Here is a 21,978-nt window from a genome sequence, read left to right on the forward strand (position 1 = left end):
CCCGGAATTCTGCTTTCGTTAGTAAGAAGTACGACTTTCATGTCTGCCACGATAATAAAAAGCGCCCCAACCCTATCCGGATTGAGGCGGTAATAAATTCATATTAACGCGGTACCACTCAACTTCAACAGTCTGACTGTCCTCTTCCATGTACTAACATACACTCCACATTGATAACGGGTCGGGTTCCCGACATACCATACTCTCCAAAGATTTCAGGCTGCCCTCAAAAGTCCATTCAACTATCAGCTCCATACGGCAATCACACCCCCTGCCGCTCTCTGTGATCTTGCTTTGATAATCTACTACTCTTTCTCAACGGTTTCTATTCTATAGAAAATATCCTAATACATTCTTTTTCATTTGTCAACAGTATTTTTTTACGACCGGGACCGGCGTTGTGTCTCTTGCATCAATATTGTTAATATACTTTCGGGTCTCTGCCACGATGACTGAAGAAAGGGCAAGAACAGCGATCAAGTTCGGAATCGCCATAAATGCATTTAACGTGTCCGCAATCAGCCATACCAGATCCAGTGCAGCCACTGGAGCGATTGCCGCTACAATGATGTAGAGAATACGATAAGGAACCAGCGCGCGCTTCCCGCCGAAATATTCCACACAACGCTCCCCATAATATGCCCATCCAAGTACTGTTGAATATGCAAATGAAATAATCCCCACAACCAGAATAATCGGACCGATAACCGGGATCTGGCTGAACGCCATAGAAGTAAGCACACCTCCGTCACTCACCTCATTCGCATTGATCGCCGGATTCTTCATAATCGTTGATACCAGTACCAGCCCGGTAAGCATACATACCACAACCGTATCCCAGAAAGTACCTGTTGCCGAAACCAGAGCCTGTCGCACCGGATTTCGTGTCTGCGCGGCCGCTGCCGCGATCGGTGCAGATCCCATACCGGATTCATTTGAAAACAGTCCACGCGCAATACCATATCTCATGGCAAGCATGATTCCTCTTCCCACAAGACCTCCGGCCACCGCTCCGGGAGTAAAAGCCATCTTCACGATCGTCACAAGTGCCGGAATAATATAATCATAATTCATTCCAAGAATAATGACGCATCCCACAACATAAAACAACGCCATAAACGGCACCAGCTTCTCGCATACATTTGCAATTGTTTTAATTCCCCCGAAAATCACGATCGCAGTACAAAACGCCACAACAATCCCAATGATCCAGGGCTGAATCCCCAGATTTTCTTTACATACAGTAGCAATTGCATTGACCTGTGTGGCACAACCGATTCCAAATGATGCAAATGCCGCAAAAAAAGCAAACATCAATCCAAGAGCTTTTCCTAGTTTTTTGTTCTTCAATCCATATTCCAGGGCATACATTGCCCCTCCTTGCATTCTCCCATCCTCAGTCTTTACGCGGTATTTCACGGCGATCAGTGCTTCACTGTATTTCGTGGCAATTCCAAATACCCCGGTAAGCCAGCACCATAATACCGCTCCCGGCCCTCCGAGCGCCACTGCAGTTCCTACCCCGATAATATTACCTGTTCCGATGGTTGATGCAAGCGCCGTAGTCAACGCTCCGAACTGGCTGACCTCCCCTTCTCCATCCGGATCCTTCGCAACAGACAGACGAATCCCCCTGAATATATATCTCTGAATTCCTCCGGTTCGTACGGTCATAAAAATATGGGTTCCAAACAGCAATACAATCATAGGCCATCCCCAGACAACCTTGTTGACTGCTTTCACGACTGTGTTAATTACATCAAGCATGTTCTCTCCTCCTGCTAACGTATAAAGATATTTAATTATACAAAATTATTGAAGAATTAACAACGCTTTTATTCCTTAAAGACATAGTATCTTCCCCATTTAATATCATGAAAATAGCATTCTTCCCCCTGGATGACCAATTCGTATATATCATCTTCCATACCGGATCCCGTCACATGATTATGATAATAATACACACCCTTTTCCCGGCTCTTGACTTTCGTGATAATGTCCTCAACCACCTCGGGGATAGGCATGGTATTTTTAGAAGAAGTAGACCATTTCCGGATCATCCCTCTCACCTGGCTTTTATTTAATTTCACTTTTCTGGCAGAATAAAACGGTTTCGGGAACACTTCTCTTTTATCCAGATTACCTTTTCTCAGCACACGCTCAAACAAATCTTCGTATTTACTATATTCCATCCCCAGTTCCAAATATGCCTGTATATTGAGCAAAGCGCCAGTCAGATATTCGTTTTTCGGTTCTTCCGCATAATAATCAAGCAAACGTTCTATACTGCCCGTAAGGGTATGTTCTCTTGGCACACCACGTCTGGATGCGGTACTTACTGCCAGTTTTATCGCTTCGATCTCCTCCCTGTATACTTCAAAATCCATTCTTTTTTCCCTCCTTTTGTTTACATCTTAACAGTCATTTTGCATATTTGTAAATATTGTTTGTTTTATACGCCATTTATTTTTCATATTCCAATGCTAAACTATTTTTTAGAGAGGTAATGGTTATGAGCAAAGAATTTGGTAGCCGCGTACGTCAAGCGCGTAAAAACGCAGGTATGACTCAGGCTGAATTAGCAGAAAAAATGAATCTTGATACAACGACAATCAGCCGGATCGAAAATGGAAATCTTTCCACATCATTTTCTTCTATGCTGAATTTTTCCAAAGTACTTAACGTCCGTTTTGAGTATCTGATCTGTGATTACCTGGAAGAGAAGCCATCCATTTCCGATCCGCTTGAACTGGAAATACTGGATCTGTTACGTCCTCTTCCAGAGCATTATAAACGTTATATCCGCGACAATATCCAAAGTCTTATCCGGGAATTCCCTGCAACGCCGGATTCTGAAGATAAGATTTAACCATTGTTCTATTCCAGATGGGCAAGATATTCTGCTGCTTTTATGACATGCAATGCCAGTACGGAAGTCGTCACACTTCCGACGCCACGTGGTACCGGACTTATGAAGGACGCTTTTTCAAGTGCTCCTTCATAATCTACATCTCCACACATTTTCCCCTCTGCGTCTGCATTGATTCCCACGTCTGCGACAATTGCTCCTTCCCCGATCATATCGGAAGTAATCATCTTTGCTCTCCCTGCTGCTGCCACCAGAATATCCGCATTTCTGCACGTTTCCGCCAACTCGGCCGTTCTGGTATGACATACCGTTACCGTTGCGTTTTTCTGAAGCATCAGCATGGCAAGCGGTCTTCCAACAACCATGCTTCTGCCTACAACCGTCACCTTTTTTCCACAGACATCGATGCCGTAGTGTTCCAGCATTTCCATGACAGCTTCTGCCGTACAGGGCGCGAAACCGGATTGATCTCCTGCAAATACCTTTGCCAGATTCACATCACTCATACAGTCCACATCCTTATACGGATTGATCATTTTTCTCACCGGTTCCTCATCCAGATGCGCCGGAAGCGGACGGAAAAGCAAAATGCCATGCACCGTTTCATCCGCGTTGACTTTGCGAAATTCCCCTTCAAACTCCTCCTGAGAAATATCTTCCGGGAGTTCTTTTACGCGGCATTCAATTCCGGTAAGCTCCATCCTTTTTTTTGCTCCCCGCTCATATGACAGGTCATCCGGGCGCTCTCCGATTCGAATAATCGTGAGACAAGGTATAATCCCTTCCTGCTTCAGTCTGTCCCCTCTGCTGATAATTCTTTCTTTCATCGCCTTTGCCACTTCTGCCCCTAACATTTCTATTGCCATTTTCTCTTTTCCTTCTCGTTTACCTTATTTTTTCCAGAACGCCATGATATACCTGCTGCTCCAGTGTTCTTCCACGGGCAATCCATGCATCCGCACGTTGATTCAGTTCTTCCGCATACTGCCTGTCTTTCATCAGTCTGGTATTGATAAATACATTCAAAGACGCACCTTCCAGAGACGTCTTGGCAAACAAAATACCGACTCCTGCGTCGCTTACTGCAAGGCGACTTCCTTTCTCTTCGAGTACCTGCAGAAGTTCCATCACTTCAATAGAGACCTCCATAATCTCAAGAGGCACCCGGCAGGCTTCGCGAAGCGCCGTCTCCATCACCTGTTCTTTTAACTTCTTCTGTTCTTCCGTTTCTTTTGGCATTCCATATGCCTTTGAAAGCGGCTCAAATGCCTTCGCATCCTCATCAACCAGACGTGTCAGTTTATCGCGCAGCTGTTCCAGCTTTTTCATGCTTTCACATATTTCTTCTTCCACATCGGCATATTTCTTCTTACCGGTCGTCAGATTGCCTACCATCAATCCAAGCGCTGCTGCATAAGCACCTGCTGCCGCCGATGCGCCGCCTCCTCCCGGAACCGGTGCCGATGAAGAAAGTTCTTCCAGGAACTCTGTCGTTTTCTTTTCAAGCATCAAATATAATTCCTCCCAGATTCAAGAATGCCCGGGCACTCCTGCCGCATTCTCTAACTTATTACTTTGACCCTCATTATATGTGATGATTCAGAATCTGTAAATAGTTTCTTTACTGTCAGCCGTCCCGTTGTCAGCAAATGAAAGATTCCAGTACCATACATCTGTTTCCATATAAAAAAGCACCGCAGGAAGATTATCTCTTCCCTTGGTGCTTTTATATAGATTGCTTACTTATCCCACCGATCAGCCTAAAACTGCGGTGTCCCAATCATGTCATACGGCGTTGCCTGATAGACATAGTAGTTCAGCCAATTCCCATACAACGTATTCCCGTGTGCCCTCCATGTAAGAAGCGGCTTCTGTTCGCAGTCATCATTTGGATAATAGTTAACCGGAAGTTCAATCGGAAGATTCTTGCTCTTGTCACGTTTATATTCCTGATCCAGTGTAATTCTGTCATATTCCGGATGTCCCATCACGAAGATCTGTCTGCCGTCCTCTGCCATGACAAGAAATGCTCCGGCAACATCAGATTCTGCCAGTATCATTAGGCGGTCATCCTCCCTGATCTTTTCGATCGGAACATCTGTGTGGCGGGAATGCGGTGCCAGGAACACATCGTCAAATCCACGTACAAGCGGTATTTTCCGGTTCATCACTTTATGTTCAAATACACCGAAAAGCTTGGACGGAAGCTGTACTTTATCAATTCCATAATGGTAATAAAGTGCCGCCTGTGCCCCCCAGCAAAGATGGATCGTAGATGTCACATTCGTCTTGGTCCATTCCATGATTTCCTTCAGTTCTTCCCAGTAATCCACTTCTTCAAACGGCATCTGCTCAACCGGCGCTCCGGTGATGATAAAACCGTCAAATTTCTGGTTTTTCACTTTATCAAAAGTTTCGTAAAACCGGTTCAAATGGTTTGCCGAAGTATTCTTCGACTCATGACTCTTCACCGTGACAAACACAATATCCACCTGCAGCGGAGTATTGGAAAGCGACCGCAGAAGCTGAAGTTCTGTATCTTCCTTGAGCGGCATGAGGTTCAAAAGCCCGATCCTGATCGGACGGATATCCTGATGAGTCGCCCGGAACTCATCCATCACAAATATATTTTCTTTTTCCAGTATCTCTTTTACCGGAAGATCATTCTGTACACGAATTGGCATAATAAAATTCCCCTTTTCTACTATTCATTGTTCTTTTCATCTTCATCCATAATCGTTATATCGTCACTGATAAACTCTCCTTTTTCGTTCACATAACTCTTTACTCCGTAGTGAACTGTGGTCAACGGGAGATTCTTACGCTCTAGCCTCTGGCTGGTAATCATACTAATAATATAATAAATCACCGCAAAAGTAGGCACTCCCATGATCATACCAACGAACCCGAACATTCCCCCTCCGATCAGGATGGAAAATACGACCCAGAATGGGGAAAGTCCTGTTGAATTACCGAGTATCTTCGGACCGATCACATTTCCGTCGATCTGCTGTAGTACCAGTATAAAAATAATAAAATAAAGGCCCTTTTTCGGATCGCTGAGCAGGATCAGAAATGCACTCGGAATCGCACCGATGTACGGTCCGAAGAAAGGAATCACATTTGTCACTCCAACAATTACACTGACAAGAAGCGTATATGGCATCTTAATCAGCGAAAGACCGATAAAACAGAGTACACCAATAATTGCGGAATCGATAATTTTCCCGATAATAAAACCGCCAAAAATTTCGTTACTTTTTTTCGTAAGATGCAGCAACATATTGGCATGATTCGTTTTTAAAAAAGCGTAGGTCATTTTCTTGCACTGGGCAGAATACTGTTCCTTGCTGAACAGGAGGTATACGGACACGATCAGTCCGATCAGGAAATTCAATACCTCATTCAGGATATTCAACACTCCCACCGTGAGATTTGACATGATCGTATTTACCTGCGGCATCAGATCCGTACGCAGCCAGTTCTGCAGGGTTGTTGTTCCCTCTTCCAGAGCATTTCTCATCAGGATTCCCATTGCCGTATCGGACGCCTGCAAATGATTAAACCAGTCGACTACATTATTCAACTGTCCCGGCAGCGTGATGATCAGGTCCCGAATGCTTTTTACCAGCTCCGGTATCAACATATTACAGAGTGCTGTGATCAAAGCAAATAAAAACACCAGTGACAGGATCACTCCGATTCCTCTGGAGCATTTCTTTGCTCGATTCTTTTGCATGTATTTCTCCAGTCTTGGAACCAGGATACGATCTACCTGCTTGACAATCGGATTCAGAAGATACGCAATGACCATTCCATAAAGAATCGGTTTCAATACATCAATCACCATGGAAACAGCGTTCGTGATTGAATCCAGACGCAGTAATGCAAAATACAGGACCACACATGCCATAATGACCAGAAACATGGTCATTCCCCTGCTAAATTCCTGCCGGAGTTTAGACGGGCCTTCTTTACCGAATTGCGGCCTTTTCACATAATACGGAGCAGAAGCAGGATCATCACTTTTTCTTTCCTGCAGCTTCTCATCATTTTCCATTCATTCTTCACCTTTTCTCTTAAATCCGTCTTCTTTAAGACACGATTTCTTTTTCTCATACATCAGCATTATACCGTCAAAATTTACTCTATGCAATAGATTTTCCGTGGCAATCTCCAAAATCCTTTTCTAATAATTCAAGTTTTTCATACAAGTCTCATTCCTTTTCCGAATAGCTGAATGCATAAAAAGACCACCTTCAGGTTGATCGGATACCTAATTTGATATACGTTCCCAATGGTGGTCTTCTCATTTTTCTTCCAGCTGTTTATCTGCTACTTACAGGTAAACGTCGCACATTCTGTCTCTTCGCACTGGCAGGCCTGACTTCCTTCGACACTGATCTTTCCGGCATGGCACTGACATTCATCATTATACTTACAATCCGTTGCCTTGCAGTCGATCTGGCTGGTCGGGGACGCCTCTCCCATCACATTACTGTAGGTTCCGCTTTTGCGCTCTTCGAAGCTGTCACAGCAAGTCTCTTCTGCCGTTTTTGCGGAATTTCCTCCCACAGTAATCGCATTCAGATCACAATAAAAATCCTTGTTATGCATGCATGTCTGCACGGTACATTTTAATTCCGGCATAATACACCCTCCTTCTCTTATCAGAAATCAAATTATATTATGCCCTTATTCTGACTTCTTATTCTTTCGTTTTTACTTCTCTTACCGTTCTTGCCTTGATCTCCATTTTGATCGCCGCAATAAAGTCAGAGAGCATTTTCTGCCCCTCGTCTCCTTCGAAACGGCTTCTGACTGATACCAGACCCTCTTCCTCTTCCTTCGCTCCTACAACAAGCATATACGGAATCTTCTGCATCTGAGCCTCACGGATCTTGTAACCGATCTTTTCAGCACGTGTGTCTACTTCTGCACGGATTCCTGCATTGTTCAGTTCTTCCAGAACTTTGTTCGCATAATCCATATATTTGTCAGAAATCGGCAGCACTTTAACCTGAACCGGTGCAAGCCATGTCGGGAAGGCACCTGCAAAATGCTCGATCAGGATTCCGATGAAACGTTCAATGGATCCGAACGCTACACGGTGGATCATGATCGGCTGATGCTTTTCTCCGTCAGCTCCTGTATATTCACATCCAAAACGAAGCGGAAGCTGGAAGTCTAACTGAATCGTTCCGCACTGCCAGGTTCTTCCGATTGAGTCTTCCAGATGGAAGTCGATCTTCGGTCCGTAGAATGCACCGTCCCCTTCATTTACTACATAGTCAAGGCCAAGATCATCCAGCGCACCGCGCAGAGCATCGGTAGCCATCTCCCAGTCTTCATCACTTCCCATGCTGTCCTCCGGACGAGTGGAAAGTTCTACATGATATTTAAATCCAAACAGACTGTACACTTCATCGATCAGTTTGGCAACCCCCTTGATCTCATCACGGATCTGCTCAGGCATCATGAAAATATGTGCATCATCCTGTGTAAAACATCTTACACGCATGAGACCATGGAGCTGTCCGGATTTCTCATGGCGGTGAACCAGTCCAAGCTCTCCCATACGAAGCGGCAGATCACGATAAGAACGTGGTTCAGACTGGTAAACCAGAATTCCACCCGGACAGTTCATCGGCTTGATTGCAAAATCTTCTTCATCAATGACCGTTGTGTACATATTGTCTTTATAATGATCCCAGTGTCCGGACGTTTCCCACAGCTGACGGTTCAACATGATCGGAGTGGATATTTCCACATAACCTGCTTTGTGATGGATCTCTCTCCAGTAATCCAGAAGCTGGTTTTTAAGAACCATTCCCTTCGGAAGGAAGAACGGGAAGCCCGGTCCTTCTTCTTTCATCATAAAAAGTCCCAGTTCCTTTCCAAGTTTTCTATGATCACGTTTCTTTGCCTCTTCCATCATTGTCAGATACGCATCCAAATCTGCTTTCTTCGGATAAGCTGTACCATAAACTCTCTGAAGCATTTTATTCTTTTCGCTTCCGCGCCAGTAAGCCCCCGCAAGGCTTGTCAGCTTAAATGCTTTTACCTGTTTTGTATTCATCAAATGTGGTCCCGCACAGAGATCTGTAAATTCTCCCTGAGTATAGAAACTGATTTCGGCATCTTCCGGAAGGTCTTCGATCAGTTCCACTTTATAAGGTTCTCCCTTTTCTTTAAAGTATTCTATTGCTTCATTTCTCGGCTTGGTAGAACGTTCAAGCGGAAGTCCTTCTTTGACGATTTTCTTCATCTCTGCTTCGATTTTTTCCAGATCTTCTGCCACAAGCGGTGTCTCGCGGTCAATGTCATAATAGAAACCGTCTGCAACGGAAGGTCCGATTGCAAGCTTTGTATCCGGGTAAAGTCTCTTGATCGCCTGTGCCATAATATGAGAAGCCGTATGACGGAACGCGCCCTTTCCTTCTTCGTCATTAAATGTCAGGATACTCAGTGTACAGTCTTCACTGACCACCGTTCTGAGGTCAACCACCTCACCGTTTACTTTCCCGGCTGTTGCTGCTCTCGCCAGTCCTTCGCTGATGTCTTCCGCAATTTCGATTACGGATTTGCTTTGGGCATACTCTTTAACAGATCCGTCTTTCAATGTGATTTTCATATTTTTTCCTCTCTTTCCATGTTTCTTTTAACTTGAAACTTCCTTTGTCAATCCTGGTCGTTTTCCAGTGCTTCTATAAATTTTTCATGATAATCCGGGTATTCCCGTTTGAGCGAGATCGGCCTCCCCTTAAGATTCAGGAAACAATGCCTTGTCAGTCCCCGGCAATGAACCATCTGTGTTTTCTCATCCATTACATCGTAACTGATTGTAAGCTTGATCCCGTTATACTCTTTCACTTTCGGATAAATCGTGACCGTATCTCCAAAATGTACCATCCGCAGATACTCCGCCTCGACTGCCAGCACCGGGCTTATGATCTCCCGGGCTTCCATCTCTTCATAAGGCATTCCAAGCTGTTCCAGATAATCGATTCTCGCCTCTTCAAACCAACGGATGTAATTGGAGTGGTGTACGATCTTCATCTGATCCGTCTCGTAATACTGCACTTTGTGTCTGTATGCTTCCATCTACTTCTCACTCCTTCCGCTCATATATGCATGGCAACAAAAAATCCCCTGCAGTATAAACATCTACTGCAAGGGACGAGTCAACATCATTACTCGCGGTTCCACCCCGCTTGCTCCGGCGTCATGCCAAAGCCACTTCATTCGGATGATAACGGTATCCTGCCGTGCTGCTCCTCACAGCCGCTCCGAGATGGTCTTCAAACGCTTCTGCAATAAAAAGCTTCCAGCCATGGCTTTTCTCTCTGTGATTCTTCCGCGTTCTACTCTTCTCATCAACACATTTGCTATTATTATAGACATGTGGAAAGTATTTGTCAATTATGAAATCTATTTATTCTTCCCACAACATTTTTTATATTTCTTTCCGCTTCCGCACGGACATGGGTCGTTCGGATAAACTTTCTTTTCTACGTGTACAGTACGGGAATTCTTCTGTTCTTTATACAGTTCTTTTCTCTTTTCTTCCGTGAAAATATTTTCCCACTGCGGGAGTTCATAAAGCCAGTCCGCTTTTGCGTCTACCATATTTTTGTAAAGCAGTTCTTTGTCAAACGCAAGGCTCACAACGGTATCTTCATCCATGGTCTCGATCGGATTTGGTTCTTTCAGGCTGTCGTTGATACCATCCAGGAATCCGGTCATGGTAAATACTTCTACACCATATTTTTCTGCAAGTTCTTTCACCGTTCCCTTAACCTCTTCATCCGGATTGGTAAGAAGCTTTTCATAGATTTCCTTTTCAATCTGAAAATAGGTTCCCCAGAACTTCTGCAGGGAATTCTGATCCATTTCTTTTGAATATGCGGTATCTCTCCACTGTTCTAATAAAGTACTCATATTTGTAAATTCTCCTTTTTGTTCTTTTCACTCCATATATCATACAGCATTTCTTATCCGTTTGCAAAACATTTTCTTGTGGAAATGCAATTTTGTTATTATAATAGATAGAAAAGATGAAAACAGGTGATTTAAATGAAAAAAACAAAACGGATTCTCGCACTGATCGGTGCTGTTTTACTGATTCTTTTGTATGCAAGTACATTGATTTTTGCACTCACGGATCATTCACAGACACATGGGCTCTTTAAAGCTTCCATTGCCTGTACGATCCTCGTTCCGGTTCTTCTCTATGCCTATACATTGTTCTACAGGCTGCTTCGCAAAGATGATTCGGATGATTCGAACGATGAAAACAAAGCCGAATAGCTTACGTCATGGAAAGCTCTGCCAGCATCCAGGGAGAGCTTTCTTTTTCGTATGTCTGCTCTTTTCTGTTCCTTCTCTCTTTTTCACGCAACTTTCTGCGTCTGTTCAAATATTCTTCGATCGAGATCGTTTCCTGTTCATTTCTCATTTTCTCTTTCTGAATCATAAGTCCCCTCCTTCCCCGACCTTTTTATTATATGAGACCGGACAGCCATTTATGACCGGAAGCACATATTTTCTGACTAAATATTTTTCTGCCAAAAAAATGGATTGACAATCAACACCTCTTTCTACTACACTTGTACTAATGAGTAGGAAAGGAAGATGAACATGGAACACTTGATAATACCGGAGAATTACCATTCTCCGCTTACGATCCGTGAGACTGAGGTTGCTATCAAAGAGGTCAAAGACCATTTTGAGCGTTCACTTGCCAAGTCTCTGCACCTGACCCGTGTATCTGCTCCGCTTTTTGTACGCCCGGAATCCGGTCTGAATGATAACCTGAATGGTATAGAACGTCCGGTCTCTTTCGGTGTGAAGGAACAGAATGACAAAGAGGTCGAAATCGTCCATTCTCTTGCAAAATGGAAACGTTACGCGCTGAAGCGCTACGGATTCCACTCAGGGGAGGGACTTTATACGGATATGAGTGCAATCCGCCGGGATGAAGAAACGGACAATATCCATTCGATCTATGTAGACCAGTGGGATTGGGAGAAAGTAATCTCAAAAGAAGAACGGAATATGGAAACGCTGGAGTATACCGTAAATAAAGTCTACAGCGCATTAAAAGAAACAGAACAGTTTATGGCACGCCGCTATAATTACATAGAGGCTTATCTGCCGGATGAGATCACATTTATTACTTCTCAGGAACTGGAAACCATGTATCCGGATAAGACACCAAAGGAACGCGAATACCGTTTTGCCAAAGCCAAAGGAGCCATTTTTATCAAACAGATCGGTAAAACGCTTGCTTCCGGAACGAAACATGACGGACGTGCTCCGGACTATGATGACTGGGAACTGAACGGGGACATTATTGTATACTATCCAGTTCTGGACATTGCACTGGAACTCTCTTCCATGGGAATCCGTGTCGATGAAGAAGCATTGAAACGTCAGCTCAAAGCTGCCGGATGCGAAGAGCGCGCGGGACTGGACTTCCAGAAATCTCTTCTGGCCGGAGAACTTCCCTATACAGTCGGCGGCGGAATCGGGCAGTCTCGTATCTGTATGTTCTATCTCAGGAAAGCGCACATCGGAGAAGTACAGTCCTCCGTATGGCCGGACGAGATCGTACAGCATGCATCGGAGAACGGACTCTATCTGCTTTAAAACACTGCCGCAATTCTGCGGATTTTAAGGCAGTTGCACACAACGAAAGAGGACACAGCATACTGATATGCCATGTCCTCTTTTTTCATTTATTCTATTCATCCATTATCTGAAAATAATATCATGTCTTCCCGGTCCGTTTGAAACCATGGTAATCGGGTATCCAATCTCTTTCTCGATAAATTCAATATAATTTCTGCAGTTCTCCGGCAGATCTTCATACTTCTTGATTCCACGAATATCACATTTCCATCCCGGAAGAGTCTTAAGAACCGGTTTTGCTTTTTCAAGCAGATGTGTGGTCGGGAATTCCGTCGTCACTTCGCCGTCGATCTCATATCCTACACATACCGGGATCTCATCCAGATATCCCAGAACGTCAACTACCGTAAATGCAACGTCTGTTGTTCCCTGCAGACGGCATCCGTATTTGGAAGCCACACAGTCAAACCATCCCATACGTCTCGGACGTCCTGTCGTTGCACCGAATTCGCCGCCGTCTCCGCCGCGTCTTCTCAGTTCATCTGCCTCTTCTCCGAAGATCTCGCTTACAAATGCACCTGCTCCGACCGCGCTGGAGTATGCCTTACATACTGTTACGATCTGCTTGATCTCATATGGCGGAATACCTGCGCCGATCGCACCATAAGCCGCAAGTGTGGAAGAAGAAGTAACCATCGGATAAATGCCATGATCCGGATCCTTCAATGTTCCAAGCTGTCCCTCCAGCAGGATCTCTTTGCCCTCTTTGATCGCCTGATCAAGATAAGCGGAAACATTACATACATAAGGTTCTACCATCTCTCTGTAGCTTACTAATTCTTTATATAATTCCTCAGGATCGATTAATGGTTTGTGATACAGATGCTCAAGCAGCACGTTCTTCTGCTCCGCCACCCGAACAACCTTTTCTTTCAGCAGATCATCATCAAAAAGTTCGCTGATCTGGAAACCGATCTTTGCATACTTGTCAGAATAGAACGGAGCAATTCCTGACTTTGTAGAGCCAAATGACTTTCCTCCCAGTCTCTCCTCTTCATATGCATCAAAATTTTTATGGTATGACATTACCATCTGTGCTCTGTCAGAAACCAGAATCTTCGGCATCGGCACTCCTCTGTCGATGATGGACTGAATCTCATTGAACAACACCGGAATATCGACTGCAACACCATTTCCGATAATACTTGTAGTATGTCCATAGAACACGCCCGACGGCAGTGTGTGAAGAGCAAATTTACCATAATCGTTGATAATTGTATGTCCTGCATTCGCACCGCCCTGGAAACGGATAATGATATCAGCCTTTTCTGCAAGCATGTCTGTAATCTTGCCCTTGCCTTCGTCTCCCCAGTTCGCACCTACTACTGCTTTAACCATGATATATCCTCCTGCTTATATTCATATATGTATCCCATGTAACTTTTGTACTATAAGAAACACCTTTAAAAATTATACAACATTTTTTCTCATATGTACATTCTTATTTTTTGAAAACTGTTTTTTCCTGGTTTTTTCGCAAATCCTAAGCCGATCAGACACGAAATCTGCCGGTTTACTCCTACATAAGAGGGGCAACCAGACGGAGGATCTGCCCATACAGTTTCGTAAAAAGGCTTCGGTTTCTGACTTCCGTAAGCGTAACTTTATGGCATTTCTTCAGCGTCTCCTGGAAATCCTTTTCAATATCATAAACCACCGGATTATGATAAATAAAGACACCACATTCAAAATGCAGGTACAGGCTGCGGTAATCCAGATTGATGGTTCCTACTGTAGCCGTATCGTCATCCGAAGTAAATACCTTTGCATGTACAAATCCCGGTGTATATTCATAAATCTGAACTCCTTTTTCCAAAAGCTCAGCATAATATGTCTTGGCCAGATAAAACGCATACGGCTTATCCGGAATCCCCGGCATGATGATGATCACTTCGATCCCGCATTTGGCAGCTCGTGTAAGAGCCGTGATCATCTCACTGTCAAGAATCAGATACGGTGTCATAATATGGACATATTTCTTCGCATGATTCAATATGTGAAAATAAACCTCTTCTCCCACATTCTCATGATCAAACGGACTGTCCCCGTATGGAATCATATAACCGGTCTCTCTCCGGAATCCGCTTTTCTTGACCGTCAGATATTTTTTATAATCCTCCGGGCGGCGTTCCCAGAGATTCCACATCTGCAGGAACATCATGGTGAAGCTTTGTACCGCATCTCCTTTCAGCATAATCGCGGTATCTTTCCAATGACCAAACCGCAGCTTCTGATTGATATATTCATCAGCCAGATTGACCCCACCGGTAAACGCAACTTTTCCATCGATCACACAGATCTTTCTGTGATCCCGGTTATTCTGACTGGTGGACATAACCGGTTTAATCGGCGCGAACTGCTTGCACTGGATTCCCATTTTCCTGAGCTTTTCCGGATACTCATATGGAAGCAGGGCAACACTGCACATACCGTCATACATGAAACGGACTTCCACACCTTCCTGTACCTTCTTCTGCAAAATATCCAGAACTGAATTCCACATATACCCTTCTTCAACTATGAAGTATTCCATAAAAATAAATTTTTCTGCCTTCTCCAGTTCCGCTAAAAGCGCCGGGAATTTATCATCTCCCAGTGGGAAATACGTAGCCTCCGTATTTCCGTATGTCGGGAATCCCACCTGCTGATACAGGAAATGTGACAAATTCACATTCGCAAGTCTGCTGCTTCGCATCGTCTGGACAATTCCTTCATTCTGCTCCATATACGGTTCTGTTTCATGCCGAAGATCTTCCAGCCTCTTTCCCAGAAAATGGGTTCCAAATTCGGTCTTCGTAAAAATATAGAATCCCACTCCCACGACCGGTACAAGCAGAATAAACAGAAGCCATGTCATCTTGAATTCAGGCGTCCCTTTCTCATTCATAATATAAATGACTGACACAACAGAAAGTATGACAAAAACTCCATATAAATAGTTTGTATAATTCTCCAGATAAGTGAGCGAAAATAACATCAGCTCAATCTGTAAAAGAAGCAAAATAATCACAACTGCGGTACGGCTGTAGATTACACCAAAAATTTTATTTTTCGCCCTTTTCCTAATTGTCTGACCTTTTTCATACATCAAAGTTTCTTTTTCATCCATTCCTAATTGATGTTCCTTTCTTAAATCAATATCCTATATCGTATCACATATCTTATCACAAAAACCAGTGTTTATAAATATTTTACTTTTCCTTTTACGGAAAAAGTATTACAATGAATTTGTTTATATGCATCTTATTATGCATTTCGTCTAAGAAAGGAGTATTATTATGGCAAAAAATTTCAGAAAACTCCTGCTTGGCCTGACCGCCGCCGGAGCTGCCGGAGCAGGTATCTATTATTGGATGAAGAAAAAGAATGACATCGAATCAGAAGATGATTTTGATGATGATTTCGATGATGATGATTTTGAATTAGATGATGACCTCGGCGAAGTCAAGGAACGCGGTTATGTTCATCTCAATCCATCTTCCGCTCAGACATCCGATACTTCCAGTGCCACTGAAGAACAGCCTGAATCCGAAGCATCGGCTGAAGCGGAAAAACCAGCCGAACCCGTAGAGCCATCCGAAGCACCGGGACAACCTGATGAAACTACAGTCGAAGAAGCAGATTCCGAGCAGAAAATTGACGCTCCTGAAGAAGCAGGGAAGCCGGCTGATGCTTCCGAAGAAAAAAACGAATAGATTACAGCCGTTATACCGGAATAGAAAATGCAGCATTGATTCAAATGCTGCATTTTTATTCTTAAATTTTCGAAAATTCTTTTTTATTTCGGTAGTTTAAATGAACTTTTCAACGATACAATCCTATTAAACACCAACGCATTCGGTTTGGAATCGTGCGAATCCACACAGAAATAGCCCTGACGCACAAACTGGAAACTGTCATAGGCCTTTGCCTCTGAGAAGTTCGGTTCTACAAGAATTTCCTTTTCGGTAAGTGAATTCGGATTCAGATTCATGGAACCGTCTTCTTTGTTATAAACGCCCTTCTCCTCATCGATCAGGTTCTCATATAAGCGTGCCGTTGCCTTCACAGCATGTTCCGCTGATACCCAGTGAATCGTGCCTTTTACTTTTCTTCCGGTAAATCCACTGCCTGATTTCGTCTCCGGATCATAGGTACAATGGATCACGGTCACATTTCCATTTTCATCTTTCTCATAATCCACACACTTCACAAAATATGCATTCATCAGACGGACTTCATTGCCCGGGAAAAGGCGGAAATATTTCTTCGGTGGTTCTTCCATAAAGTCATCCCTTTCAATATAAAGTTCACGGCTAAACGGAACCTTTCTGCTTCCCAGCTCTTCATTTTCCAGATTATTCGGTGCATCAAGCCATTCGGTTTCTCCTTCCGGATAATTGTCAATCACGAGTTTAACCGGATCCAGCACCGCCATCATACGCGGCCTTTTTAACTTCAGATCTTCGCGGATACAATACTCCAGCATCGCGTAATCCACAGCTCCCTGAGTCTTGGATACCCCGCAGAGATCCACAAACATCTTAATGGATTCCGGTGTAAAGCCACGACGGCGGAGTGCCGCGATCGAAACCAGACGCGGATCATCCCATCCATCAACGACCTTGTCCTCAACCAGCTTTTTAATATATCTCTTGCCTGTAACCACATTATTCAAATATAATTTACCAAATTCAATCTGACGCGGCGGATTCTCGAATTCACACTCTCTCACTACCCAGTCATAAAGCGGGCGATGATCTTCAAATTCCAACGTGCAGATGGAGTGGGTGATTCCTTCGACTGCGTCCTCAATCGGATGCGCAAAATCATACATCGGATAAATGCACCACTTATCCCCTGTATTATGATGTGACATGTGTGCCACCCGGTAAATGACTGGATCCCGCATATTGATATTCGGAGAAGCCATATCGATCTTTGCACGGAGTACCTTCTCACCGTCTTTATAGACACCGGCTCTCATATTCTCAAATAACTCCAGATTCTCTTCCACCGACCGGTCTCGATAAGGACTGTTCTTCCCCGGCTCGGTCAGAGTCCCGCGGTATTCCCGGATCTCATCCGCTGTCAGATCACATACGAACGCTTTGCCCTTCTTGATCAATTTGACCGCACATTCATACATTGTATCAAAATAATCTGATGCAAAATAAAGATGCTCCCCCCAGTCAGCTCCCAGCCACTGAATATCCTCTTTGATGGAATCCACGAATTCCATCTTCTCTTTCGTCGGGTTCGTATCATCAAAACGCATATGGAATGTTCCGTTATATTTCTGGGCCAGTCCATAATTTAAAAGAATGGATTTGGCATGTCCGATATGAAGATATCCGTTCGGTTCCGGCGGAAAACGTGTACAGACATGGTCATAAACACCTTCTCTCAAATCTTTGTCAATTTCCTGTTCAATAAAATTCTTTGATACCATTTCTTCTGCCATGGTAAATCCTCCTCAGGTTCTCAATCTGTGGAATCCGCCGCAGAAGGCCGATTCCTGAAACTTTGTTCATTAGTTTACCACAATTTATGACAGAGAACAACAATTTTATCATTGTTCCTCTCACTTCATTGACTTTTTCAAAATACATTCTTATAATTAAAAAGTGTACTTTAGTCTGTAACCAGTTTATAACTATGTACAGTCAACATAACTATCGGGGGTTTTTGGTATGTCTAATATTTCTTCTTCAACACGCATGACAGAGGGCCCTATCTGGAAGCGAATCGTACTTTTTGCAATTCCGCTTTTCTGGGGACATCTGTTCCAACAATTTTACAACACGGCCGACACTTTGATCGTGGGTAATTTTCTGGGCAGTAACGCACTTGCCGCCGTCAGTTCTTCCGGAAGTCTGATCATGCTTCTTGTCGGACTCTTCAACGGTATCTCCATCGGTGCAAGTGTGATCATCGGAAAATACTTCGGTGCCGGCAATATGAAGGCACTGAGGCGGGCCATTCACACAACGATCGGATTCGGTCTCTGCTGCGGAGTCGCAGTCACCCTGATCGGGGAAATAGCCGCGCCACAGATTTTGCACCTCATGGGCACACCCGATGAAGTACTTGTGAATTCTTTAGTATACTTCCGAGTTTATTTCATGGGTGCTCTTGGCTTTGTTATGTACAACTTCTTCATGGGAATTCTTCAGGCTCTTGGGGACAGCAGGCATCCGCTGATTTACCTGATGATTTCTTCTGCCACAAATATTACACTTGACCTGATACTGATCGCGGGATTCCGATTCGGCGTCGGAGCCGCCGCACTCGCAACAACGATCTCACAATTTCTGAGTGCCTTCCTGTGTCTGCGTCAGCTTCTTCATAATCCGGAAGAGATCCGTGTTTCTCTGAAAGAGATCCGTCTTGACCGTATGATGCTGCCTCAGATCGTTACGAACGGACTTCCAACCGGAGTCCAGAATTCGATCATCTCTCTGGCAAATGTATTTGTACAGTCAAACATCAATAAATTCGGTGCTCTTGCGGTGGCAGGCTGCGGTTCTTATGCCAAAATTGAGGGCTTCGGTTTTCTTCCGGTGACCTGTTTTTCAATGGCTCTCACAACCTTTATCAGTCAGAACCTGGGGGCAAGAGAGTATGGCCGTGTAAAGAAAGGATCCGTTTTCGGAGTCATATGCTCCATTACTCTGGCAGAACTGATTGGTTTGCTTGTCTATACATTTGCGCCGACACTGCTCTCCTTATTCGGTGGAAGCGAAGAAGCCATCGCATTCGGTGTGACACAGGCAAGAACCATTTCTCTGTTTTATTGTCTGCTCGCCTACTCCCACTGTATGGCCGGAATCATGCGCGGCGCAGGCCGTTCTACGGTTCCGATGCTGGTCATGATGATCTGTTGGTGCCTGATCCGTGTCAGCTACATCAGCATTGCGGTTCATTTTATCCCGGTGATCAATGTTGTGTTCTGGGCCTACCCGATCACCTGGACCTTAAGTTCTATTGTATTTACGGTATATTATTTCAAATCCGACTGGATACATGGATTGGAAAAGCAGAAATTCTCTGCATAACAGGATTGCTTTTTCGTTTGATAACGATTAAAATAACAAAGCATAATAAAATTTAACATTTTGGGGGAATGATTTTATGGAAACTTACACTGAATACGCTGCAAAGCAGCTCAAAGCACTGACTTCAATCGCCAGCCCTTCCGGGTATACCCGCGAAGTGAAAGAATACCTTCTTTCCACACTCAAAGAGATGGGGTATGAGCCATGGAGTTCCAGAAAAGGAAATGTACTGGTGACACTGGGTGGAGAGGGAAATCCGCTTCTTCTTGCCGCTCATGTCGATACCCTTGGCGCTATGGTTCGTTCCATCAAAGACAACGGACGTCTGCGTCCCACCACACTCGGCGGACATCAGTGGTCAACTGCCGACGGTGAAAACTGCACCATCCACACACGCGACGGAAAGGTTTATACCGGTGTTGTTCTCAATACCGAGCCCTCCGTCCATGTAGCAGACGATAAGCCGGATCATGAAGAGAAAAACATGGAGATTCTTCTGGATGAGAATGTAAATACGAAAGAAGACGTAGCCGCTCTCGGCATTCAGGTCGGCGATATCATTGCCATGGATCCTCGTACTGTAGTGACTGAAAGCGGATATATCAAGAGTCGCTTCCTTGATGACAAGCTCTCCGCTGCCATCTTGCTAGCCCTTGCAAAATGGGTCAAAGACGAACACCTTTCCCTGAATCGCAAGGTTTCTCTCGTCTTCACCGTTTACGAAGAAGTCGGTCACGGCGGAAGCAGTGTGCCGGAAGATACCGAAGAAATGATTTCGGTTGATATGGGATGTGTTGGTGCCGACCTGGGCTGCACAGAACGCATGGTTTCCATCTGCGCAAAAGACTCCGGCGGTCCTTACAATTATGAGGTGACAAGCGCCCTGATCGACACTGCGAAAGCAAACGGACTCGACTATGCCATCGATGTATATCCGCATTACGGTTCGGACGTAGAAGCTACTTTAAGAAGCGGTTACGACATTCTGCACGGTCTGATCGGACCGGGTGTTTATGCATCACATAATTATGAACGTTCTCATCTGGACGGAGTAAAAAATACACTTATGCTTCTGAAAGCTTATACTTGTAAATAGTTTCAAGAAGGAAACCTGCCATTGCATTTCCAAACGCATTGGCAGGTTTTCTTTTACAGATCCGGAAAACATGTTTTGATTAATTTGCGGCTCCTCGGCAAAAAAAACTGTGCAGCCGGCCCTACCAGAAAAGCCGCTGCGATCGTTCCGATTCCAAGGCGCCCGCCAAGCAGGAATCCAATCACTGCAAAACAAATATCACAGGTAATCCTCACATACTGAAACTGTACATTCCATTTCTGATTCAGTTTATCCGTTAATATGATGGCAATCAGATCGTTCGGCCCTGTACCGCTGTTGCTCTCAATGACGATGGACATACCAAAGCTCAATATCACACATCCTGCCAACATAACAAGGATCCGGATCCACATCGGCGATCCGGAAGATATTTTAGCCCCGATCATCCACAGGAACAAATCTATGATCCATCCTCCGCAGAATGCACAGACGACCGTCCCCGGCTTGACATATCCCTTCGTCGTCAAAACCATCACAATCATCAGCAGGATCAATGCAATCACATGAACCGTGCCAATGCTAAGCCCGAGAGTTCTTGCAATTCCCTGAATCATCACCGTAAACGCATCCGAGCCAAGTTCCGACACGAGAAAAAGGCTGACGCCCAAATGGGCGATTGTTAGACCCACAAATAAAGCAAACAGACCTTCTCCCCATTGTTTCAGACTCCTGTTACGCGTATCGACCGCAAATGTATCTTTTGAATCCTTTCCCATATGTTTCTCCCCTATTCTCCTCCTGTAAGCTGCCACACATGGCATCCCACGTATTTTCACTTCTTATAGAATATCATACCTGATGCCGGATGCGCAATCCAGGATTCTTCATTCTAAGAAATTCGCAGCATAATACTTTTTCAAAAAAATCAAAAGTCATATTGACAAATTTCACGAAGGTGTGTTATATTCCTGTCTTTGACAGTTAGCAAAAGAAAAAATCGCTGTATCCCTTGCGCTTACTTGGGTACAGCGATTTTTATCGTTGTTATAGAGTATTGTAATTTATTTCCTTCCTTTACTCTGTTTCTGAATTGTTTTCATTTTACTTTTGGTTATGAATTGATAGTCTGTTCGAAATCCACAAGCTTCATGAAGATCATCTGTAATGGACTCGCGTTTATATGTAGGAATAAATCCTTGTTCTTGAACCTTGACAAAATTTATTGTTTTCAAGGTATCTAACAGTTCTTCACAGGTATATTTTGATTCGAGCTTTTTCGTAAGAAAACGATAGATTATCAGTGCGAGAAAACAAATCAGAAA

At 44.1% G+C, this 21,978-nt stretch carries 21 protein-coding genes, 1 pseudogene and 2 other annotated features; of the genes and pseudogenes, 6 read left to right on the forward strand and 16 right to left on the reverse strand.

What is annotated here, in order from left to right; translation table 11 throughout:
* Positions 1 to 79: 79 nt before the first annotated feature.
* Positions 80 to 328 (reverse strand) — a binding site (T-box leader).
* 38 nt (positions 329 to 366) lie between these two features.
* Together ACTNA4_RS05680 and ACTNA4_RS05685 are read right to left on the reverse strand one after the other, a co-directional pair.
* Positions 367 to 1,767, reverse strand: coding sequence for an alanine/glycine:cation symporter family protein (locus tag ACTNA4_RS05680; RefSeq protein WP_427805561.1), 1,401 nt, complete (start codon positions 1,765 to 1,767; stop codon positions 367 to 369).
* 68 nt (positions 1,768 to 1,835) lie between these two features.
* Entirely contained in the window at positions 1,836 to 2,387 is a 552-nt protein-coding gene (locus ACTNA4_RS05685) for a hypothetical protein (RefSeq protein WP_441029020.1), read from the reverse strand.
* 125 nt (positions 2,388 to 2,512) lie between these two features.
* Between ACTNA4_RS05685 and ACTNA4_RS05690 the strand changes: the two genes are divergently transcribed.
* Positions 2,513 to 2,869 (forward strand): helix-turn-helix domain-containing protein, encoded by a 357-nt coding sequence (locus ACTNA4_RS05690; protein ID WP_427805559.1) that lies wholly within the window; start codon positions 2,513 to 2,515, stop codon positions 2,867 to 2,869.
* Positions 2,870 to 2,877: 8 nt separating this feature from the next.
* On the opposite strand, the gene ACTNA4_RS05695 is transcribed toward ACTNA4_RS05690, so the two are convergent.
* The 8 genes from ACTNA4_RS05695 to ACTNA4_RS05730 all read right to left on the reverse strand — a co-directional run bounded on the left by ACTNA4_RS05695 (position 2,878) and on the right by ACTNA4_RS05730 (position 10,810).
* Entirely contained in the window at positions 2,878 to 3,735 is an 858-nt protein-coding gene (locus ACTNA4_RS05695) for a bifunctional 5,10-methylenetetrahydrofolate dehydrogenase/5,10-methenyltetrahydrofolate cyclohydrolase (RefSeq protein WP_441029022.1), read from the reverse strand.
* Positions 3,736 to 3,754: 19 nt separating this feature from the next.
* Positions 3,755 to 4,378: a cyclodeaminase/cyclohydrolase family protein gene (locus ACTNA4_RS05700; RefSeq protein ID WP_441029024.1), complete on the reverse strand. Its 624-nt coding sequence runs from the start codon at positions 4,376 to 4,378 to the stop codon at positions 3,755 to 3,757.
* Positions 4,379 to 4,629: 251 nt separating this feature from the next.
* Positions 4,630 to 5,553, reverse strand: coding sequence for a homoserine O-acetyltransferase MetA (gene metA, locus ACTNA4_RS05705; protein WP_427805556.1), 924 nt, complete (start codon positions 5,551 to 5,553; stop codon positions 4,630 to 4,632).
* A gap of 20 nt (positions 5,554 to 5,573) precedes the next feature.
* The gene (locus ACTNA4_RS05710; protein ID WP_427805555.1) at positions 5,574 to 6,929 is read right to left on the reverse strand and encodes an AI-2E family transporter; all 1,356 of its coding nucleotides are present in this window, start codon (positions 6,927 to 6,929) and stop codon (positions 5,574 to 5,576) included.
* A 275-nt stretch (positions 6,930 to 7,204) separates the two neighbouring features.
* On the reverse strand, positions 7,205 to 7,519 hold the full coding sequence (locus ACTNA4_RS05715) for a DUF1540 domain-containing protein (protein ID WP_427805554.1): 315 nt from the start codon (positions 7,517 to 7,519) through the stop codon (positions 7,205 to 7,207).
* A gap of 58 nt (positions 7,520 to 7,577) precedes the next feature.
* Positions 7,578 to 9,503 carry a threonine--tRNA ligase gene (gene thrS, locus ACTNA4_RS05720; RefSeq protein ID WP_427805553.1) on the reverse strand — a complete coding sequence of 642 codons (1,926 nt, stop codon included), beginning with the start codon at positions 9,501 to 9,503 and terminating at the stop codon, positions 7,578 to 7,580.
* A gap of 47 nt (positions 9,504 to 9,550) precedes the next feature.
* Complete coding sequence (locus ACTNA4_RS05725) at positions 9,551 to 9,973, reverse strand: acyl-CoA thioesterase (protein ID WP_427805552.1); 423 nt, start codon at positions 9,971 to 9,973, stop codon at positions 9,551 to 9,553.
* A 68-nt stretch (positions 9,974 to 10,041) separates the two neighbouring features.
* Positions 10,042 to 10,258 (reverse strand) — a binding site (T-box leader).
* A gap of 42 nt (positions 10,259 to 10,300) precedes the next feature.
* Positions 10,301 to 10,810, reverse strand: a complete 510-nt coding sequence (locus tag ACTNA4_RS05730) for an SEC-C metal-binding domain-containing protein (protein WP_427805551.1) — start codon at positions 10,808 to 10,810, stop codon at positions 10,301 to 10,303.
* Positions 10,811 to 10,945: 135 nt separating this feature from the next.
* Between ACTNA4_RS05730 and ACTNA4_RS05735 the strand changes: the two genes are divergently transcribed.
* A complete protein-coding gene (locus ACTNA4_RS05735; RefSeq protein ID WP_441016882.1) occupies positions 10,946 to 11,179 on the forward strand; it encodes a hypothetical protein in 234 nt (77 codons plus the stop codon).
* A gap of 1 nt (position 11,180) precedes the next feature.
* On the opposite strand, the gene ACTNA4_RS05740 is transcribed toward ACTNA4_RS05735, so the two are convergent.
* Positions 11,181 to 11,345, reverse strand: coding sequence for a hypothetical protein (locus ACTNA4_RS05740; RefSeq protein ID WP_427805549.1), 165 nt, complete (start codon positions 11,343 to 11,345; stop codon positions 11,181 to 11,183).
* A gap of 164 nt (positions 11,346 to 11,509) precedes the next feature.
* Between ACTNA4_RS05740 and asnA the strand changes: the two genes are divergently transcribed.
* Positions 11,510 to 12,520 carry an aspartate--ammonia ligase gene (gene asnA / locus ACTNA4_RS05745; protein WP_427805548.1) on the forward strand — a complete coding sequence of 337 codons (1,011 nt, stop codon included), beginning with the start codon at positions 11,510 to 11,512 and terminating at the stop codon, positions 12,518 to 12,520.
* A gap of 105 nt (positions 12,521 to 12,625) precedes the next feature.
* On the opposite strand, the gene ACTNA4_RS05750 is transcribed toward asnA, so the two are convergent.
* Both ACTNA4_RS05750 and cls read right to left on the reverse strand, forming a co-directional pair.
* Complete coding sequence (locus ACTNA4_RS05750; protein WP_427805547.1) at positions 12,626 to 13,900, reverse strand: adenylosuccinate synthase; 1,275 nt, start codon at positions 13,898 to 13,900, stop codon at positions 12,626 to 12,628.
* Between the two features lie 181 nt (positions 13,901 to 14,081).
* Positions 14,082 to 15,671 carry a cardiolipin synthase gene (gene cls / locus ACTNA4_RS05755; protein ID WP_441016885.1) on the reverse strand — a complete coding sequence of 530 codons (1,590 nt, stop codon included), beginning with the start codon at positions 15,669 to 15,671 and terminating at the stop codon, positions 14,082 to 14,084.
* A gap of 169 nt (positions 15,672 to 15,840) precedes the next feature.
* Between cls and ACTNA4_RS05760 the strand changes: the two genes are divergently transcribed.
* On the forward strand, positions 15,841 to 16,257 hold the full coding sequence (locus ACTNA4_RS05760; RefSeq protein ID WP_441029026.1) for a hypothetical protein: 417 nt from the start codon (positions 15,841 to 15,843) through the stop codon (positions 16,255 to 16,257).
* A gap of 83 nt (positions 16,258 to 16,340) precedes the next feature.
* On the opposite strand, the gene ACTNA4_RS05765 is transcribed toward ACTNA4_RS05760, so the two are convergent.
* The gene (locus tag ACTNA4_RS05765; RefSeq protein WP_427805544.1) at positions 16,341 to 18,005 is read right to left on the reverse strand and encodes a glutamine--tRNA ligase/YqeY domain fusion protein; all 1,665 of its coding nucleotides are present in this window, start codon (positions 18,003 to 18,005) and stop codon (positions 16,341 to 16,343) included.
* Positions 18,006 to 18,234: 229 nt separating this feature from the next.
* Here ACTNA4_RS05765 and ACTNA4_RS05770 point away from each other — a divergent pair, with 229 nt between their 5' ends.
* On the forward strand, positions 18,235 to 19,599 hold the full coding sequence (locus ACTNA4_RS05770) for an MATE family efflux transporter (RefSeq protein WP_441029028.1): 1,365 nt from the start codon (positions 18,235 to 18,237) through the stop codon (positions 19,597 to 19,599).
* A gap of 76 nt (positions 19,600 to 19,675) precedes the next feature.
* Positions 19,676 to 20,695, forward strand: coding sequence for a M42 family metallopeptidase (locus tag ACTNA4_RS05775; RefSeq protein ID WP_441029030.1), 1,020 nt, complete (start codon positions 19,676 to 19,678; stop codon positions 20,693 to 20,695).
* 53 nt (positions 20,696 to 20,748) lie between these two features.
* Here the strand turns inward: ACTNA4_RS05775 and ACTNA4_RS05780 are convergent, their stop codons facing one another.
* Positions 20,749 to 21,432 (reverse strand): YczE/YyaS/YitT family protein, encoded by a 684-nt coding sequence (locus ACTNA4_RS05780; protein WP_441029032.1) that lies wholly within the window; start codon positions 21,430 to 21,432, stop codon positions 20,749 to 20,751.
* 285 nt (positions 21,433 to 21,717) lie between these two features.
* Positions 21,718 to 21,978, reverse strand: a pseudogene (locus ACTNA4_RS05785) (IS1634 family transposase); the annotation flags it as partial.

Origin of the sequence: Bariatricus sp. HCP28S3_A7, from assembly GCF_052066375.1 — a bacterium.
Taxonomy (GTDB): Bacteria; Bacillota; Clostridia; order Lachnospirales; family Lachnospiraceae; genus Allocoprococcus.

Bases quoted from the DNA above. Each gene is read 5' to 3' on its own strand.
- ACTNA4_RS05725 (WP_427805552.1), bottom strand. From the start codon at position 9,973: ATGGAAGCATACAGACACAAAGTGCAGTATTACGAGACGGATCAGATG.
- ACTNA4_RS05780 (WP_441029032.1), bottom strand. From the start codon at position 21,432: ATGGGAAAGGATTCAAAAGATACATTTGCGGTCGATACGCGTAACAGG.
- asnA (WP_427805548.1), top strand. From the start codon at position 11,510: ATGGAACACTTGATAATACCGGAGAATTACCATTCTCCGCTTACGATC.
- ACTNA4_RS05680 (WP_427805561.1), bottom strand. From the start codon at position 1,767: ATGCTTGATGTAATTAACACAGTCGTGAAAGCAGTCAACAAGGTTGTC.
- cls (WP_441016885.1), bottom strand. From the start codon at position 15,671: ATGGATGAAAAAGAAACTTTGATGTATGAAAAAGGTCAGACAATTAGG.
- ACTNA4_RS05715 (WP_427805554.1), bottom strand. From the start codon at position 7,519: ATGCCGGAATTAAAATGTACCGTGCAGACATGCATGCATAACAAGGAT.
- ACTNA4_RS05740 (WP_427805549.1), bottom strand. From the start codon at position 11,345: ATGATTCAGAAAGAGAAAATGAGAAATGAACAGGAAACGATCTCGATC.
- ACTNA4_RS05750 (WP_427805547.1), bottom strand. From the start codon at position 13,900: ATGGTTAAAGCAGTAGTAGGTGCGAACTGGGGAGACGAAGGCAAGGGC.
- ACTNA4_RS05730 (WP_427805551.1), bottom strand. From the start codon at position 10,810: ATGAGTACTTTATTAGAACAGTGGAGAGATACCGCATATTCAAAAGAA.
- ACTNA4_RS05710 (WP_427805555.1), bottom strand. From the start codon at position 6,929: ATGGAAAATGATGAGAAGCTGCAGGAAAGAAAAAGTGATGATCCTGCT.
- ACTNA4_RS05735 (WP_441016882.1), top strand. From the start codon at position 10,946: ATGAAAAAAACAAAACGGATTCTCGCACTGATCGGTGCTGTTTTACTG.
- ACTNA4_RS05775 (WP_441029030.1), top strand. From the start codon at position 19,676: ATGGAAACTTACACTGAATACGCTGCAAAGCAGCTCAAAGCACTGACT.
- ACTNA4_RS05700 (WP_441029024.1), bottom strand. From the start codon at position 4,378: ATGCTTGAAAAGAAAACGACAGAGTTCCTGGAAGAACTTTCTTCATCG.
- ACTNA4_RS05770 (WP_441029028.1), top strand. From the start codon at position 18,235: ATGTCTAATATTTCTTCTTCAACACGCATGACAGAGGGCCCTATCTGG.
- ACTNA4_RS05760 (WP_441029026.1), top strand. From the start codon at position 15,841: ATGGCAAAAAATTTCAGAAAACTCCTGCTTGGCCTGACCGCCGCCGGA.
- thrS (WP_427805553.1), bottom strand. From the start codon at position 9,503: ATGAAAATCACATTGAAAGACGGATCTGTTAAAGAGTATGCCCAAAGC.
- ACTNA4_RS05695 (WP_441029022.1), bottom strand. From the start codon at position 3,735: ATGGCAATAGAAATGTTAGGGGCAGAAGTGGCAAAGGCGATGAAAGAA.
- ACTNA4_RS05690 (WP_427805559.1), top strand. From the start codon at position 2,513: ATGAGCAAAGAATTTGGTAGCCGCGTACGTCAAGCGCGTAAAAACGCA.
- ACTNA4_RS05765 (WP_427805544.1), bottom strand. From the start codon at position 18,005: ATGGCAGAAGAAATGGTATCAAAGAATTTTATTGAACAGGAAATTGAC.
- metA (WP_427805556.1), bottom strand. From the start codon at position 5,553: ATGCCAATTCGTGTACAGAATGATCTTCCGGTAAAAGAGATACTGGAA.
- ACTNA4_RS05685 (WP_441029020.1), bottom strand. From the start codon at position 2,387: ATGGATTTTGAAGTATACAGGGAGGAGATCGAAGCGATAAAACTGGCA.